This window comes from Alteromonas sp. ASW11-130 (genome assembly GCF_026183735.1).
Lineage (GTDB): Bacteria > Pseudomonadota > Gammaproteobacteria > Enterobacterales > Alteromonadaceae > Alteromonas.
This window is the reverse complement of sequence record NZ_JAPFRE010000027.1, coordinates 476,600-494,624: the sequence shown is the minus strand read 5'-3', so window position 1 is coordinate 494,624 and position 18,025 is coordinate 476,600. Positions and strand designations below refer to the sequence as shown.

Genomic DNA, 18,025 nt, shown 5'->3' with positions numbered 1-18,025 from the left:
GATTAACGTAAAAACAGACAATAACGATGGAAAGGGCGTGCTAAATTTTGCACGCACCGCCTGCACAATCATCATCTTCTACCATTACCGCTACTTGGGGCTTGCGCTCAGCTGATTTAGCTTCCTGAGTGCTCTGGTCAGCCGCACCATCACGAGTATTATGATAGTAAAGTGTTTTCACACCTAATTTATAGGTAGTGAGTAAGTCTTTCAGCAATACTTTCATTGGGACTTTTCCACCCTCGTATTTGCTCGGATCATAGTTAGTGTTGGCAGATATCGTTTGGTCGATGAACTTTTGCATGACACCAACGAGTTGCAAGTACCCTTCGTTGGAAGGAATGTCCCATAAAAGTTCATACTTATCTTTGAGCTCTTCGTACTCAGGGACGACTTGCTTGAGAATACCATCTTTACTGGCTTTAACGCTGATATGACCCCGTGGTGGTTCAATACCATTAGTGGCATTTGAAATCTGTGATGAAGTTTCAGACGGCATTAACGCCGAAAGGGTTGAATTACGTAAACCATGCGTTTTAATTTCTTCACGCAATGCATCCCAATCATAGTGCAAAGGCTCGTTACACACTTGATCCAGCTCTTTTTTGTAGCTATCAATTGGTAATATGCCCTGGGAATAAGTCGTCTCATTAAACTTAGGGCACGCACCTTTTTCTTTGGCTAGATTATTTGATGCTTTGAGTAGGTAATATTGCATTGCTTCAAACGTGCGATGAATAAGACCATTTGCACTGAAATCAGAATATTTTACGCCATTTTTTGCTAAGTAATAAGCAAAGTTAATTACACCTATACCTAACGTTCTACGGTTCATAGTAGCGTTATATGCAGCCGGCACCGGATAATCCTGATAGTCCAGTAAGTTATCCAACGCACGTACCGCCAAATCAGCTAACTCTTCAAATTCATCCAGTGATTCGATCGCGCCTAAATTAAATGCAGATAGTGTACAAAGCGCGATTTCCCCGTTTTCATCATTCACATGTTCAAGAGGCTTGGTCGGTAGCGCTATCTCCAGGCACAAGTTACTTTGGCGCACGGGTGCAAGCAGAGGGTTAAATGGACTGTGAGTATTACAGTGATCAACGTTTTGCAGATAAATACGACCCGTACTGGCACGTTCTTGCATAAACAGACTGAACAGCTCCATCGCTTTAATGCGTTTTTTCCTGATACTGTCATCGTTTTCGTATTGCACATACAGCTGTTCAAATTTTGGCTGGTCTGCAAAAAATGCATCGTACAGTCCTGGTACATCAGAAGGGCTAAATAAAGTGATGTAATCATCCTTCATCATGCGCTGATACATTAACTTGTTGAATTGCACGCCATAATCAAGATGACGAACACGGTTCTCTTCTACACCTCGGTTATTTTTAAGCACCAGAAGCGATTCAACTTCCATATGCCAAAGTGGATAGAAAAGAGTTGCTGCGCCCCCACGTACACCACCTTGAGAGCAGCTCTTAACTGCAGTTTGGAAATATTTATAGAATGGAATACAGCCAGTATGGAAAGCTTCGCCACCACGAATTGGACTACCTAATGCACGGATTCTGCCGGCATTTACGCCAATCCCTGCTCGTTGGCTCACGTACTTAACAATCGCACTAGCAGTGGCGTTTATTGAATCTAAACTGTCACCCGTTTCTATTAATACACATGAACTAAACTGACGGGTAGGGGTACGCACACCGGCCATAATTGGGGTGGGCAATGAAATTTTAAATGTCGACGTTGCATCATAAAAACGACGAATATAACTGAGACGCTCACTCTTTGGATAATTGGCAAACAAACATGCAGCAACTAATACATATAAGAACTGGGCACTTTCATAAATTTCGCCTGATACTCGGTTTTGAACCAAATACTTGCCTTCTAGCTGCTTAACGGCTGCATAGCTAAAAGTCATATCTCGCCAATGGTCGACGAAACTTCCCATTTCCGCAATTTCGGCTTCAGTGTAATCTTCTAATATGTGTGAGTCGTACTTGCCGCTCGCGATCATTTTTTTCACGTGATCAACTAGTGCTGGCGGTTCAAACTGACCGTAGGCCTTTTTGCGCAAGTGGAAAATAGCAAGCCTTGCTGCTAAATATTGGTAGTCGGGTGCCTCAGTAGAAATTAGATCTGCTGCCGATTTTATGAGTGTTTCATGAATCTCACTGGTGGTGATGCCATCATAAAACTGGATATGAGCACGAATTTCTACCTGGGAAACGGAAACATTATTTAGTCCGTCTGCTGCCCAGGTTATAACTTTATGAATTTTATCCAGATCGATGGGGTCTTTCTCACCATTGCGTTTGGTGACATACAAATTATTATTCATTGTGCTGGCCGTATTTTAGTTAGCGCGTGTAACGTTAATCTTCGCAAAATAAAGTGGGTGAACACTGTTATCGTTTTTTGGAAGACATATTATTATTCATTCAAATCTGTTGTTGATAAACACTGCTGAATACTTTTCATTGTTTACTTTTATTGAGATAAGCTTTCAAGAGTGCGTTGTCCATTGCTATCCGTTGCAGCATCGAGCGAGTTTGGACTGTTATTTTTTTAATCGTTTGAACGCTCTGAACAAGGCACAAGATAGTGAGGTTTTGCGCGTAATGCAACCCAATATCTGGTGGTTTTAACAGCAGTTAACCCTAACTAGAATTTTGGTTAGTGGTGACTCACCTAAAAGCATTAATCAAGCCTTCACTTAATCAAATGCAAGTATTTTTTGAGGTCAGAAAAATAATTAAATTAATTTTTTGGTTGAAGGGAAGTTTTTAGATGAACACGATATATAGTGCGAAAGAGGCCTGCTTCGCACTATATATAGTTGTTTGCTATGCTTGCGTGTACAGAAGATAATTCACATCAATGTTACGATCAGATAGATAGAACGTCTGAGTTAGCGGGTTCATATGCAATCCAGTAACATCTCGGCTAGTTAAACCGGCGTTATCCGTCATTGTCATCAATTCTGACGGTTTTATAAAACGACTGTATTGGTGGGTTCCTTTAGGAACCAGGTTAAGCACATATTCAGCGCCAAGAATGCCCATTAAATAAGATTTCATATTTCTGTTTAATGTCGAAAAAAACACGTGGCCGCCAGGTTTAACCAGTTTAGAACAGGCCTGTACCACTGAAAAAGGGTCTGGTACATGTTCCAACATTTCCATACAGGTAACCACGTCGAAGCCGTTTTCATGGTGAGCAGCAAAATCTTCTGCGGTACTGCACGCATAGTTTACCTTTATCTGGCTTTCCAACCCATGAAGCTTGGCCACTTCGAGGGAAGCTTCCGCCATATCTATACCCGTAACGTCAGCCCCACATGCAGCCATTGACTCCGAGAGTATTCCGCCTCCACAACCTATATCTACAATTTTTTTCCCATGAAGGCCTTTGGCGTGCGTTTCGATAAATTCTAATCGAAGAGGGTTGATTGCGTGAAGGGGTTTGAACTCTCCTTCTGGGTCCCACCAGCGAGAAGCAAGTTCGGCAAACTTATTTATTTCCTGGCTGTCGACATTCGCCATACTTTTTATGCTACCTGAATTAAAATGGAGGAATAAACCTTACCTTAATTTCATTAAAAAAGGAGGGGGTTTGCTATTTATTTATTATGATCGATGAATAAGTAATCAACTACCGCAACTATAGGCCTGATTTCTGATAAATTATCGAATGTAATAGATTAACTGCTACATAATTTGATTCGTCAGTGGTACACTCAGCGATTGTTTTACCACCCAATTATAATAGTGAGCGCTCCTACCGTCCTCGTTTTTTAACAGACTATTTATACAGCGCCGCATGTGTTTAGAAAAAAGGGATAACGCAGTTTATGAGTGATGACGCGAAAGAAATCCTTCCCATTAATATAGAGGAAGAGTTAAAGAACTCTTACCTCGATTACGCTATGAGCGTAATCGTCGGGCGTGCTTTGCCTGATGTTAGAGATGGTTTGAAGCCTGTTCACCGCCGTGTTTTATTTGCGATGAATGAGCTAAAAAACGATTTCAATAAGCCATATAAAAAATCAGCGCGTGTTGTAGGGGATGTTATCGGTAAATATCACCCTCACGGCGACTCTGCTGTATATGACACCATCGTCCGAATGGCGCAACCATTTTCTTTGCGTTATATGCTTGTTGACGGTCAGGGAAACTTCGGCTCAGTTGATGGTGATTCGGCTGCAGCTATGCGTTATACAGAAGTTCGTATGGCGAAGATCGCCCACGAATTGTTAGCAGATTTAGATAAAGATACCGTAGATTTTGTACCCAACTATGATGGTACAGAGCAAATTCCCGAAGTCTTACCTACGCGTGTTCCTAATTTATTGGTGAATGGATCGTCCGGTATCGCCGTGGGTATGGCAACCAATATTCCTCCACATAACTTAACGGAAGTCGTTAATGGGTGTGTCGCCTTGATTGACGACCCTGATTTAAGTATTGACGGTTTAATGGAACACATCCCCGGTCCAGATTTCCCGACAGCAGCTACCATTAGCGGCCGCAAGGGGATAGACGATGCCTATCGTACTGGACGCGGTAAGATCTATTTACGAGCAAAAGCTGAAATAGAAACCGACTCCAATGGAAAAGAAACTATTGTAGTTAACGAAATTCCGTATCAGGTGAATAAAGCCCGCTTAATAGAAAAAATTGCGGAACTGGTTAAAGAAAAACGGATTGAAGGAATTTCGGCACTGCGTGATGAGTCTGACAAAGACGGCATGCGCATTGTTATAGAAGTTAAGCGCTCTGAATCTGCAGAAGTGCTGTTAAATCATTTATATGCGAATACACAGCTGCAAACTGTATTCGGCATAAATATGGTTGCGCTGGATAACGGCCAGCCGAAAGTATTTAATCTTAAAGAAACATTAGAATCATTTATTCTTCATCGTCGTGAAGTTGTTACTCGACGGACGGTGTTTGAGCTTCGTAAGGCTCGCGATAGAGCACATATTCTTGAAGGTCTGGCAATTGCGCTGGCGAACATCGACCCAATCATCGAGTTAATCAAAGCATCCCCCAGTCCTGCAGAAGCGAAACAATCATTAGTTGCCCAAGGCTGGCAATTAGGTGACGTGGCCGATATGCTTGAGCGTGCTGGTAACGATGCCGCCCGTCCCGATTGGTTACTACCTGAATTTGGTATCCGTGATGGTAAATACCATCTTACTGAGCAACAGGCTCAGGCAATTCTTGATTTACGCTTGCACAAGCTTACAGGGCTAGAGCACGATAAGATTCTAGAAGAGTACAAGGTGCTGCTTGAGCAGATAGCGGAATTACTGCACATTTTGCGTTCACCTGAGCGTTTGATGGAAGTTATTCGTGAAGAGTTAGAAGCGATTCGCGACGAATACGGTGATGAGCGTCGGACTGAGATTACTGCCGCTACGCACGATATTGATATTGAAGATTTAATCGAACAAGAAGACGTTGTCGTAACGCTTTCTCGTGAAGGATATGTTAAGTATCAGAAATTATCTGACTATGAAGCACAGCGTCGTGGAGGTAAGGGTAAGTCTGCAACTAAGATGAAAGATGAAGATTTCATCGAACGTTTGTTAGTCGCCAATACCCATGATCACATTTTGTGTTTCTCCACTCGAGGCAGGCTATATTGGCTTAAAGTGTATCAACTGCCATTCGCTTCTCGGAACGCCCGTGGCCGTCCAATTGTCAACATTCTGCCCTTGGAAAATGACGAACGCATTACTGCTATTTTGCCGATTAAAGAGTTCGAAGAAGGCAAATATGTCCTTATGGCGACGGCTAACGGTACAGTTAAGAAAACTGATTTGAGCTCTTATTCACGTCCACGCTCTAACGGTATTATTGCGGTAAACCTCAATGATGGTGACGAACTGATAGGCGTTGCTATTACTACCGGTAGTGATGACATAATGTTGTTCTCTGATGCAGGAAAGGTTGTACGCTTTAATGAAAAAGCTCGAGACGCGGAAACGGGTGACGTTAAAATAGATCCTGAAACAGGTGAAGAAATATTAGCATTACGTCCAATGGGCAGAACTGCTACGGGTGTTCGTGGTATCCGTATGCAAGACGGTCAGAAAGTGGTCTCGTTGATAGTCCCTCAAGGAGACGGCGACATATTAACTGCTACAGAAAATGGATACGGCAAACGTACTCCTTTAGCTGACTACCCGGCGAAAAGTCGTGCTACTCAGGGGGTTGTTTCTATAAAAGTATCTGAACGCAACGGCAAAGTAATTGGCGCTGTGCAGGTCGACGAAACAAACGAAATGATGCTGATAAGCGACCAAGGCACGCTGGTGCGAACTCGCGTAAGTGAAGTATCAGTTGTGGGTAGAAATACCCAGGGTGTACGTTTGATTCGTACTACTGAGAACGAACACGTTGTGGGTCTTCAACGCATCGAAGAGATGGATGAAGAACTTCTAGAAAGCATCGAGGGTAATGAAAATCTTACCGATGAGAATGCTGATGAGGCTTCAACAGAAGCCAGTGATAAGCCAGCGACAGAAGAGTAATGTAACGTGTCAGTATGCTGACACCTTGCAACCATGTCTTTAACAAGCGGCTTTTAGCCGCTTGTTTTGTTTTTAAGGTTAATATTTCAAATGACGCAAGTATTCAATTTTAGTGCGGGACCGGCGATGCTGCCCCCATCTGTTTTACGACAAGCGCGAGAAGAGTTACTTAACTGGCAAGAAAGTGGTAGCTCAGTGATGGAGGTTAGTCACCGCGGCGACGCGTTTAGGGCCGTGGCTACTCAAGCTGAAACTGATTTACGTAAGTTGATGCAAGTTCCCGAAAACTATCATGTGCTTTTTACTCATGGCGGTGGCCGTGCGCATTTTGCCGCAGTCCCTCTAAATTTGTCCAATCCTACCGATACATCGCTACATCTTGTATCCGGTTCTTGGTCAAAAGGCGCCGTCGCTGAAGCCAGTAAGTTTAATCATCCTAAAGTTGTGGGTGAATTAACTCAGAAAGATGGGCTGGATTTCATGGTAAAGCCAGTGGAAGAACAGATCGATCAACGTGCGGCTTATTTGCATTTTTGTCCGAATGAAACCGTAGATGGGGTGGCATACGATTGGTTACCAGAGTCGGGAAAGGTCCCGCTCGTCGCGGACATGTCTTCATGCATATTATCCAAACCTATTGATGTCAGTAAGTATGGCGTTATCTACGCTGGTGCTCAAAAAAATATCGGGCCCTCCGGATTAAGCGTTGTGATCATACGGGATGATTTGGTTGGTCGTGCGCAGAGAAATACGCCATCAATATTTGATTATAATGAACTTGCGACAACAGGCTCAATGTATAATACACCGCCGACATTTTCATGGTATCTAGCAGGATTGGTATTTAAATGGCTGCTTAAACAAGGTGGCGTGGATGCTATGGCTGAGCATAATCAAGCAAAAGCAAAGTGTCTTTACGATGCTATAGATAACTCAAGCTTTTACCAAAGCAGGGTGCACCCTGCTTGTCGATCAATAATGAACGTACCCTTTCAATTAGCGGACCCTTCACTAGACGATTTATTCTTAACACAAGCGGCTGCTGATGGCTTAGTGGCCCTGAAAGGTCATCGTTTCGTAGGTGGTATGCGAGCAAGCATCTATAATGCTATGCCCTTAGAGGGAGTGCAGAGGTTGGTTGAGTTTATGCAGGATTTTGAGCGGAGGGTAGGGTAATGCCCGCATCAGCGCTTACGATTGAACCGGTCAAAAAAGTTGAAGGAACAATAAATGTACCAGGCTCGAAGAGCCTATCAAACCGAGCTTTATTATTAGCCGCATTAGCCAAAGGTACCACCACGCTGAATAACTTACTGGACAGTGAGGACATTTCCCATATGTTAACTGCGCTTAAGCAGTTAGGGGTTCGCTACCAGCTTAGCGCTGATAAAACCGAATGTGTTGTTGAAGGAATCGCTGGGGCGTTTCGCAAAACACCACAAGCTCCTTTATTCTTAGGGAACGCTGGCACGGCAATGCGACCATTGTGCGCCACGTTAGCTGCTAGCAACGCCATAGTAGAATTGACCGGTGAGCCTAGAATGGAAGAGCGTCCCATTGGCGATCTAGTTAATGCGCTACAACAAGCCGGGGCTGACATTCAATACCTAAAATCAACAGGATTCCCTCCCTTGAAAATAAACGGTAAACGTTTAAAGGGGGCTGATTTATCGGTTGACGGGAGCGTATCCAGCCAATTCTTAACAGCATTACTTATGGCGGCTCCTCTCTTCGAAGGAAATGTCACCATAAATATTACGGGACAGCTCGTATCTAAACCCTACATTGATATTACATTAGATACTATGCAACGTTTTGGTGTGCACGTAGAAAATAAGAATTATCAAAGGTTTATTATTAAAGCTGGCCAGCGATATATTTCACCTGGACGGTTTATGGTAGAGGGTGACGCATCTTCAGCTTCATATTTTCTTGCAGCGGCAGCCATAAAAGGGGGCACGGTAACGGTAACAGGAATTGGGAGCGCTAGCATTCAGGGTGATGTTCATTTTGCTGAAGTGCTGGAAAAAATGGGCGCCAAAGTAAGTTGGCAAAAGGAGTCTGTTACTGTTACTCGCGGTGAACTTAATGGAATTGATATGGATATGAATCACATTCCAGATGCGGCCATGACGATAGCAACTACTGCATTGTTTGCTAACTCACCTACTGTTATTAGAAATATATATAATTGGCGGGTTAAAGAAACGGATCGGTTGCACGCGATGGCAACTGAATTAAAAAAAATAGGAGCACAAGTAGAAGAGGGACGAGACTATATTAAGGTATGGCCTCTTGCTGATTTTGCTCATGTTCCTATCGACACTTATAACGACCATCGAATCGCCATGTGTTTTTCTCTGTTATCGTTAAGTGAGCAGTCAGTTACTATTAACGACCCAGGGTGCACGAAAAAAACATTTCCGGATTATTTCACGCGCTTAGCGACAATTTGTAAACATTAAATCTTTACATTGCGGCAACCATTTATAAACAAGCATGGTATAAAGCGCGATCTAAGCGTATAATTGCGCGCGTTTTTTTAACTATTATAATCTGGAGCAGGCATGCATCCAACACCTATAGTCACGGTTGATGGGCCTAGCGGCGCAGGCAAAGGGACTTTAAGCAGTTTGTTGGCCAAGCAACTAGACTGGCATTTTCTAGACAGCGGAGCGATATATCGTGTGCTGGCTATGGCAACACTTCACCATGACTTACCATGTAATGACGAAGATTCAATTGTGCCATTAGCAACAGGTTTAGATGTTAGTTTTGAAGCCAATGGTGAATCCAGTCGTATTATTTTGGAAGGCGAGGATGTTACCGATGATATTCGTACTGAGAGAGTTGGCGGTGTAGCCTCACAAATAGCCGCTTTACCGCGTGTTCGTGAAGCACTATTACGCAGACAACGGGCTTTTCAGCAAGCACCAGGCCTTGTCGCAGATGGCCGCGATATGGGAACGGTGGTATTTCCTGATGCGGCGGTCAAATTATTCCTCACAGCTAGCGCCGAAGCCAGAGCCGAAAGGCGATATGGTCAGTTGAAAGCAAAGGGGATGGATGTTAATATTGCGCGCCTTTTAACCGATATCAAGGCTCGTGATGAGCGTGACTCTAATCGTTCAGTAGCACCTTTGACACCGGCTGAAGACGCAGTAGTGATAGATTCAACGCACTTGAATATCAATCAAGTGTTTGAAAAGGCAATGGAAATTATTACTTCTCGATTGTAAATAGAAGCCATTAATTGTCATTGATAAAAGTTGCGACAACTGGATGTTGCGACATGTGTTAATAACCCCATGTGCTCTGGATTGACATATGGATATCAACTTTAAATTAAATTTAAACCTTATGACTGAAAATTTTGCACAACTTTTTGAAGAAAGCCTATTAGAACTTGAAACCCGTCCAGGTTCCATTGTTAAAGGTACGGTAGTTTCAATCGATAAAGATATTGTTCTTGTCGATGCTGGCTTGAAATCAGAAAGTGCGATCCCTGCGGATCAATTTAAAAATGCCGAAGGCGAGCTGGAAATTGAAATTGGCGATCAAGTAGATGTAGCGCTTGATGCAGTTGAAGATGGCTTCGGTGAAACGATTCTTTCTCGTGAAAAAGCCAAGCGCCATGAAGCGTGGGTTGAGCTTGAAAAAGCATACGAAGAAAAAGAAACAATTAAAGGTGTTATTAATGGCAAGGTTAAAGGCGGTTTCACTGTTGAAGTTAACAGTGTTCGTGCGTTCTTGCCAGGCTCATTAGTTGACGTACGTCCTGTTCGTGACACTACTCACCTTGAAGGTAAAGAGCTTGAGTTTAAAGTAATCAAGCTTGATGCTAAGCGTAATAACGTTGTTGTATCTCGTCGCGCGGTTATCGAAGCTGAAAGCAGTGCAGAACGCGAATCATTGTTAGCGAACCTTGAAGAAGGTCATGAAATCAAAGGTATCGTTAAGAACCTTACTGATTACGGCGCGTTCGTTGACTTAGGTGGTGTGGACGGTCTATTACACATTACTGATATGGCGTGGAAGCGCGTTAAACACCCAAGTGAGATTGTAAACGTGGGTGATGAAATTAACGTAAAAGTGTTGAAGTTTGACAAAGACAAGCAACGTGTTTCACTTGGCATGAAGCAGATGGGCAACGATCCTTGGCAAGAAATTGCTCAGCGTTATCCAGAAGGCACTAAGATCACAGGTCAGGTAACTAACTTAACTGACTACGGTTGTTTTGTTGAAATCGAAGATGGTGTTGAAGGTCTAGTTCACGTATCTGAAATGGACTGGACGAACAAGAATATCCACCCATCTAAAGTGGTTAATCTTGGTGACACTGTTGAAGTTATGGTACTTGAAATCGATGAAGAACGTCGTCGTATTTCTCTAGGTCTTAAGCAGTGTATAGCTAACCCATGGGAAGAATTCGCCAAGTCACACGAAAAAGGTGACAAAGTGTCTGGTAAGATCAAGTCAATCACTGACTTCGGTATCTTCATCGGGCTTGATGGCGGTATTGATGGTTTGGTTCATTTATCTGATATCAGCTGGAATAAAACAGGCGAAGATGCCGTTCGCGATTATAAGAAAGGCGACGAGATTTCCGCTGTTGTTTTACAAGTCGACCCAGAGCGTGAGCGTATTTCTTTAGGCGTTAAGCAAATTGAAGAAGATCCGTTCAATAAGTATCTGACAGACAACAAGAAAGGTGCTATTGTTACTGGTACAGTTACCGCAGTTGACGCGAAAGGCGTTACTGTGAACCTGGCTGAAGAAGTAGACGGCTACATCCGCGTAGGTGATTTATCTCGTGACCGTGTAGAAGACGCTTCTGAAGAAGTTAATGTTGGTGACAGCATTGAAGCCAAGTTCATGGGTGTTGACCGTAAAAACCGTACTGTAAATCTTTCTGTTAAAGCGAAAGATCAAGCAGATGAGAAAGAAGCAATTGATAAAGTAAACCAGCAAGACGATGGTGGTTTTGCTAATGCAATGGCTGAAGCTTTCAAAGCTGCGAAAGGCGAGTAATAACGGTTTAGTGTGCTCAATATGGGCGCACTTACCATCGGTAGCTGTTTGGATTAACTTTTGACATAGGGATTACTATGACTAAGTCTGAATTAATTGAGCGGCTAGCCGATTCGGCACGCCATGTTCCTGCCAAAGAGTTGGAGTCGGCTATTAAAGAGTTGCTTGAGCAGATGGCGCAAACCCTGCAAAAAGGCGAACGAATAGAGATTCGTGGTTTTGGAAGTTTTTCTTTGCACTATCGTGCACCCAGGGTAGGTCGAAATCCAAAAACGGGTGAGACTGTAAAATTGGACGGAAAATACGTTCCACATTTTAAACCTGGTAAAGAATTAAGAGAGCGTGTTGATTTATCAGCGAATTAAGCCGTAGTTTCTACGGCTTTTTTATTGCCTTTCAATAGATTTTTAGGCACTATTCTTATTAGTTGTTTAAAGGTTGAACGAAAAGTAACATTTCATTAATGATTTGTTCATACCTGCCGATAACCATTAGTAATCCTTAGCTGTAGCGAAAGTGTGTATCTCCGCTTATGTCGATGTACACTTACGTTTAAGTAAAGCCTTAAATAACTTATAATAATATTGCCTTGAGGCTGGTGTGGTTCTATGTCTGCCGGTGATGAAAAGCAAGTAATAAAACAATTTCAGCATTTGATTAGAGCGCTCATACCTTATGAGCAAGACAACAGGTTGCTCGAAGGATTAAATAAATTCTCTCAGCGTTTACCTGCAAATGTTAGAAAAACTATTAAAGAAGAAGTGATTAGGCTTACTTCTCTCACAGACGCGCCCGCAGATAATTCAGCTTTTGCCCAATTCCCCGTTATTAAGTTCAAACATTTTGGCATTGATATGTGTTTGGATAAAATAGGCGCACAGATCCTTAAAAAAGAAACGGGTTTATACCAAAATCGTTACACGGTTGGTGTTTTTGAGTCCATAACGAGTTCAGAATTCTATCAGTCGCAAATAAAAAAAGAGCAATACAAAAAGATTGTAGATGCTTTTGCTGTGGAGTCTCAGTCCCAAAATGACATCGATTTTGGAGACGATATTGCTATAACGCCTAACTTCCAGGTCTCTTCACCAGAGTTTCAAAATGGTCGAAACTGCAACATTGCGTCGTTAGGCTACAATACTATGGCGGTTGAACTTCGTAGACCGCCTAAAATGAGTCAAGGTGACGAACTAACATTTACCTTTCCAGAAATTCAAGGGTTTACAACAAAAGAAACGCAAATTAAGGTTAAGCTAGACTCGATCAAGTTTAATCAACATACCGCTAATTACGAACTGCAATTTGACTTCGCCGAAGACGTCGACAAGCGTCTACTTGCGCAGTTAAAGAAGTATATCGATACCGCTGCTTTCCACCAACCGCTCAAAAGAGAGCTGGAAATAGAGCGCGCAATGCAAGATTTAGAAAGAGACCGTATTTTAGAAAATAGCCCATGGTTGCCTTTTTTCGTAAAGGCCAACAAAAAACAAGCTATTCCCATTATTGCCCTGTTCACAAAATCAAATGTAGAACGTAACAATGCGCATAAATTCCTTGATAAGCTGTCTGGAAAAAGCTCTTTTAACCGCCTTTATGCGGAACTTCAGCGATATGGGGAAGCTTTTTTATTTAATGGGACAGTCAATACTAAAAAAGGTCCAATAGATATTTGTGCAACACATCGTGATTTAGTGGCAAGTGAACAAATGAGTCCTCTGATATATTTGATGATGAAATCAGGCACGTTAACCTGTACGCATTGTCGTATCGATAGTATTGACGAGGAAGATAAGAATAAAGCGTTTGAAATACATGACCTTGCAAAGGCTGACTTTCCAGAATTAGCGGTGATGACTTCAGTGATCTTTTGTAGGGATATTACCCACTCCCTAAAGGAATTAACCATTGGAGAAAAGTGCCAATTTCCGGCAATTCCTAAGTCGCTCATTGCTGATAAAAACAAATGGTCTATATCATATGTTATGGAAGAGGACCTTGACCGTCGAAGCGAGCATCGATACGTTATTGAAAGAGACGCGTCTATAAAAACGGGATTATTGACTTCATTTCAGTGCAAAGTGAAAGATATATCAGCAAGCGGGATGCAAATAGCGCTAAACGAAAAAGTTGAAGCGGCTCATTTTACCGATTCAATTAAAATTTCAGTACCCGACTTTAAAATGCGCAATGAGAAATACATGATTGTGCATTACGACGAACGGCGTGGCATTATGCGACTTAAACTCCCTGAAGTGAATAAGAAAGGGTCGGTGGACGCATTATTAGAACAAAATTTAGCGTTTTTCCGACAACGGGATATTGCTCGGACGCAGCAAAATACCCATCGTTTTATCTGGGAACTTGCTATGCGTCATCATCCTTCGGTGAGTGTACTATGCGTATCGAACCGACACATATTAGATCGATTAAAAACGGTATATCAAAGTGAAAAGTCAGATGATTTATACCCGTTTTCACGCGTACAAAATGTAGTTCCTCTCCATGGCTTCTTTGCTGATAGAGAAACCATGCGGCCTAAATCAGCGTTACTCGAACAATTCATGATAGGCAAGAAGCAGAACGCGTTGGTGGTGCATTGCGTTCGAAAAGATGACAATAAGTTGGTCTATATCGCAGAGAAAAATTTCTTATATGGTACTATGCGTCAAAATATTGCGAATCATCTTGAGCAAGACAAAGTTGAGTTATGCGTAACGCACATAGAAACAATGCGCTGCCATTCAGCTACGACGCCGCTGACCCGGAAGCGCTTAGCACAGTTATCAAAAATAGATAAAACAGTGTATGACAAGCTTTCCAATATGCAGTCGGCCTACACCCATGTCGTTTATTTAACGAATGAATCAACGCTTCATAATGAGTTACTTAAGGCGAAGTTACGTCCGTTACGTCCACCTAAAGCGGACAAAAATGACTCCGAAGGTACAGCGAAAGAGCTAGCTAAAAAGGCCAGCTAGTCCACTTTACTAAAACAAATATGAGTATTTCTAGCAAAAAGCCATTTTTTGCATGTTAGTTTACTATTCAATTTGCTATGCTTGAGTCAATGCGACGCGACTAAGACTATTGTATTGAAAGGAATAATTTCTCTTATATTGATTCTCGTTTTATTGACCTTAGCTTTTGCCATAGGATCACAAAACGAAGCGGTTATTGCGGTGAATTATTTGATTGCCCAATCGGAAATGCGCGTATCTACTTTGATTGCGGTTTCAGTGGCGGTAGGTGTAGTCATAGGTCTACTGCTCATGTTAGTGAGCTGGTTAGCCTTGCGTGTGCAATTAGTAGCAGCGCGAGCAAAAATACGTAAGTTAACTAAAGAAGCCTGATATGCTTGAACTGCTGTTTCTTCTGCTGCCTGTTGCTGCCGGTTACGGTTGGGTTATGGGCAGAAACAGTGTTAGACAGGCCCAGCGTAAGCAGTCCAGTATTTTGTCTCGTCACTATTACAAAGGACTAAATTTTCTTCTTTCCGATCAACCTGACAAAGCGGTTGATACCCTCATCAAAATGATAAACTTAAATAGTGACACGGTAGAAACGCATATCGCGATGGGAAATTTCTTTCGCCATCGAGGTGAGATTGACCGCGCAATTCTTGTTCATCAGAATCTAGTTAGCCGAGACGAACTACAACCAGGTCAACGTGAAAATGCGTTAAAGGAATTGGGTAAAGATTATACTCAGGCGGGTTTTCTCGAAAGAGCTGAAAATGCTTTTTTACAGTTATTGAATAGTGAAAAACATTATTTAATCGCCCAACAGCAGTTATTCAGCATTTACCAGACAACTAAAGAATGGGCGCGTGCCATAGAATTAGCTGAACGAATGGTTCAATGCCATGGAGACAATGATGACGTTAGTGAGCGTCTTGCTCATTTTTATTGCGAACAGGCACAAATTGAAATTAACGAAGATAATCAGGGGGAAGCCCTGTCACTGTTACAGAAAGCTGTTAATGCTGACGAACGGGCTGTTAGGCCATGGCTAATGTTAGGTGAGTTAGCCTTGCAGCAAAAACGGTATAGCGAAGCGCAAACTTATTTACTACAGGTTGCAGAGCGAGACATAAATTGGTTTAGTGAGGCTGTACCTAAACTTAAAATTATTGCAGTTGAAACTGGCGATTGGGATACATTTGAAGAACAGCTACAAGTACATTGGCAGCAATGTGCAACATCCTATCTAGCGATGGTAGAGGTGCTGGTTACGAAAGGTGAAGCAGGTAAAGCAGCCGACTATCTGTTAAACCAATTAAGAGATAGACCCACCATGAAAGGGTTCAAAACGTTAATGGGGTTGTATATTGACAATATTGACGAAACGACATCAACCGACAGTTTAAAAATGCTAAAAGAGTTGGTAGCTGATCAAATTAGTCAGCGGCCAAAATATCGTTGTCAGAGTTGTGGCTTTTCGGGGCGTAAACTTTACTGGTTATGCCCTTCTTGTAAAAAGTGGAATACTGTTAAACCCATTAAAGGTCTGGATGGAGAATAATCATTGAATCAAGATCCTAAAGTAATTGTTGCACTTGATTTTGACAATAAAGCCGCTGCACTGCAGCTAATTGAGCAGTTAGAACCAACTGAATGCAAACTCAAAGTAGGCAAAGAGATGTTCACGTTGTTCGGGCCAGAATTTGTCAAAGCGCTTGTTGCAAAAGGCTTCGACGTTTTTCTCGATTTGAAATTTCATGATATTCCAAATACGGTGGCTAAAGCGTGTAAAGCAGCAGCTGAGCTTGGGGTATGGATGGTAAACGTACACGCGTCAGGTGGGCTCGAAATGATGCAGAAAGCTAAGCAAGCTATAGCTCAGAGTGCAAATCCTGCGACAAAACTTATCGCTGTGACGGTTCTTACCAGCATGGATACCGAACAGCTTGATCAGGTAGTACCTGGAGTAAGTCCAGCTGACCAGGTCAACAAACTTGCTGCATTGACACATAAAGCAGGTTTGGACGGTGTAGTGTGCTCTGCTCAGGAAGCCAAAGTGTTACGGAATAATTTTCCAAAAGATTTTTTACTTGTTACCCCTGGTATTAGACCTGTAGGCAGTATGAAAGGTGATCAAAAGCGTGTGATGACACCTGAGTTGGCTGTAGCTGGAGGTGTAAATTATCTGGTTATGGGGCGTCCAATTACCCAGTCTGAAAATCCTCTCGCGACGCTGAAACACATTAATAAAAGTATCTCTTAAAAAAAAGCGCCAATTGGCGCTTTTTTTACTTAAAAATGCGTTATTTCAATGCTTCTCTTGCATCAACATACGTAAGATTCAGCTGGTCACCTAACGCGTCAACTACCGCTTTGTAGGTTACTTTTCCTTCATGTACATTTAAGCCATTTAACAGGTGCTCATTAGCAAGCATTGCCTGTTTGGGACCTTTGTTCGCAAGCGCTAAACCAAAGGGCAGGGTAGCGTTATTTAGTGCCATCGTAGATGTTCTCGCTACACCACCAGGCATATTGGCCACGCAGTAATGAACAACGTCATCAACTATGTAAACTGGATCTTGGTGGGTCGTTGCTTTTGATGTGGCAAAGCAACCGCCTTGATCGATCGCTACATCGACTAACACGCTCCCCGGTTTCATGGCAGCAATGTGATCTCGGCTTAACAGTTTTGGCGCAGCTGCACCAGGGATCAGTACTGCGCCTACTACCAAGTCAGCTCTAGAAGAGTAGTGCTCTAATGCATCTACAGTGGAAAATACTGTTTTGACTTGACCATTAAAAATATCATCGAGTTGCCGTAATCGCGGTAATGAGCGATCGAGTATGGTGACGTCAGCACCTAAGCCTAATGCCATTTTAGCCGCATTAATACCTACAACACCGCCCCCAATGATAACCACTTTTCCTGCCGCGACACCCGGCACGCCACCAAGTAAAGTACCACTGCCACCATGAACTTTCTCTAAAAAGTGGGCACCGGCTTGAACAGACATTCGTCCTGCCACTTCGCTCATTGGAGCCAGTAATGGCAAACCACCGCGATCGTCCGTTACTGTTTCATATGCAATACAGGTTGCTCCGGAAGCCACTAGCAATTCTGTTTGTACCGGATCTGGAGCAAGGTGAAGGTAAGTATAGAGCGTCTGGCCCTTACTTAGCTGCTGGCATTCATTTGGTTGAGGTTCTTTCACCTTAACGATCATCTCAGCTTCAGCAAATACTTTTTCAGCCGTTTCGAAGATTTGTGCGCCAGCCTCAACGTACATAGCGTCGGTAAAACCAATAGCATCACCAGCAGTGGTCTGTACTGCCACCTTATGTCCGTTTGTCACGAACTCCTTAACGGCCGCAGGTGTAAGACCCACACGATACTCATGGTTTTTAATTTCTTTTGGTACACCGATTAACATAACCGCTTCCTTTAAACGTCGTGAACAATTTTGAAGCGCAGTATACT

The 18,025-nt window shown here is 42.7% G+C and carries 13 protein-coding genes; 10 read left to right on the top strand and 3 right to left on the bottom strand.

Going from position 1 to position 18,025, the window contains the following annotated elements; all coding sequences use genetic code 11:
- Positions 1-40 precede the first annotated feature (40 nt).
- Both nrdA and ubiG read right to left on the bottom strand, forming a co-directional pair.
- Complete coding sequence (gene nrdA, locus OPS28_RS11390) at positions 41-2,356, bottom strand: class 1a ribonucleoside-diphosphate reductase subunit alpha (protein WP_265609571.1); 2,316 nt, start codon at positions 2,354-2,356, stop codon at positions 41-43.
- 505 nt (positions 2,357-2,861) lie between these two features.
- Positions 2,862-3,560, bottom strand: a complete 699-nt coding sequence (gene ubiG, locus OPS28_RS11385; protein WP_265609570.1) for a bifunctional 2-polyprenyl-6-hydroxyphenol methylase/3-demethylubiquinol 3-O-methyltransferase UbiG — start codon at positions 3,558-3,560, stop codon at positions 2,862-2,864.
- 308 nt (positions 3,561-3,868) lie between these two features.
- Between ubiG and gyrA the strand changes: the two genes are divergently transcribed.
- From gyrA to pyrF, 10 genes are all read left to right on the top strand, one after another.
- The gene (gyrA, locus tag OPS28_RS11380; protein ID WP_265609569.1) at positions 3,869-6,556 is read left to right on the top strand and encodes a DNA topoisomerase (ATP-hydrolyzing) subunit A; all 2,688 of its coding nucleotides are present in this window, start codon (positions 3,869-3,871) and stop codon (positions 6,554-6,556) included.
- Positions 6,557-6,646: 90 nt separating this feature from the next.
- Complete coding sequence (gene serC, locus OPS28_RS11375; RefSeq protein WP_265609568.1) at positions 6,647-7,732, top strand: 3-phosphoserine/phosphohydroxythreonine transaminase; 1,086 nt, start codon at positions 6,647-6,649, stop codon at positions 7,730-7,732.
- The gene (gene aroA, locus OPS28_RS11370; protein WP_265609567.1) at positions 7,732-9,021 is read left to right on the top strand and encodes a 3-phosphoshikimate 1-carboxyvinyltransferase; all 1,290 of its coding nucleotides are present in this window, start codon (positions 7,732-7,734) and stop codon (positions 9,019-9,021) included. The genes serC and aroA overlap by 1 nt, the downstream gene beginning before the upstream one ends.
- A gap of 102 nt (positions 9,022-9,123) precedes the next feature.
- Positions 9,124-9,795: a (d)CMP kinase gene (gene cmk, locus OPS28_RS11365; RefSeq protein WP_265609566.1), complete on the top strand. Its 672-nt coding sequence runs from the start codon at positions 9,124-9,126 to the stop codon at positions 9,793-9,795.
- Between the two features lie 121 nt (positions 9,796-9,916).
- Entirely contained in the window at positions 9,917-11,587 is a 1,671-nt protein-coding gene (rpsA, locus tag OPS28_RS11360) for a 30S ribosomal protein S1 (RefSeq protein ID WP_265609649.1), read from the top strand.
- 77 nt (positions 11,588-11,664) lie between these two features.
- Positions 11,665-11,952, top strand: coding sequence for an integration host factor subunit beta (gene ihfB, locus OPS28_RS11355; RefSeq protein ID WP_265609565.1), 288 nt, complete (start codon positions 11,665-11,667; stop codon positions 11,950-11,952).
- A gap of 243 nt (positions 11,953-12,195) precedes the next feature.
- Entirely contained in the window at positions 12,196-14,565 is a 2,370-nt protein-coding gene (locus tag OPS28_RS11350) for a PilZ domain-containing protein (RefSeq protein ID WP_265609564.1), read from the top strand.
- A gap of 114 nt (positions 14,566-14,679) precedes the next feature.
- Complete coding sequence (locus OPS28_RS11345) at positions 14,680-14,937, top strand: LapA family protein (RefSeq protein ID WP_265609563.1); 258 nt, start codon at positions 14,680-14,682, stop codon at positions 14,935-14,937.
- A 1-nt stretch (position 14,938) separates the two neighbouring features.
- The gene (gene lapB / locus OPS28_RS11340) at positions 14,939-16,108 is read left to right on the top strand and encodes a lipopolysaccharide assembly protein LapB (RefSeq protein WP_265609562.1); all 1,170 of its coding nucleotides are present in this window, start codon (positions 14,939-14,941) and stop codon (positions 16,106-16,108) included.
- A 3-nt stretch (positions 16,109-16,111) separates the two neighbouring features.
- A complete protein-coding gene (pyrF, locus tag OPS28_RS11335; RefSeq protein ID WP_265609561.1) occupies positions 16,112-16,810 on the top strand; it encodes an orotidine-5'-phosphate decarboxylase in 699 nt (232 codons plus the stop codon).
- A 40-nt stretch (positions 16,811-16,850) separates the two neighbouring features.
- Here pyrF and ald read toward each other — a convergent pair whose 3' ends face one another.
- A complete protein-coding gene (gene ald / locus OPS28_RS11330; RefSeq protein WP_265609560.1) occupies positions 16,851-17,978 on the bottom strand; it encodes an alanine dehydrogenase in 1,128 nt (375 codons plus the stop codon).
- Positions 17,979-18,025 lie beyond the last annotated feature (47 nt).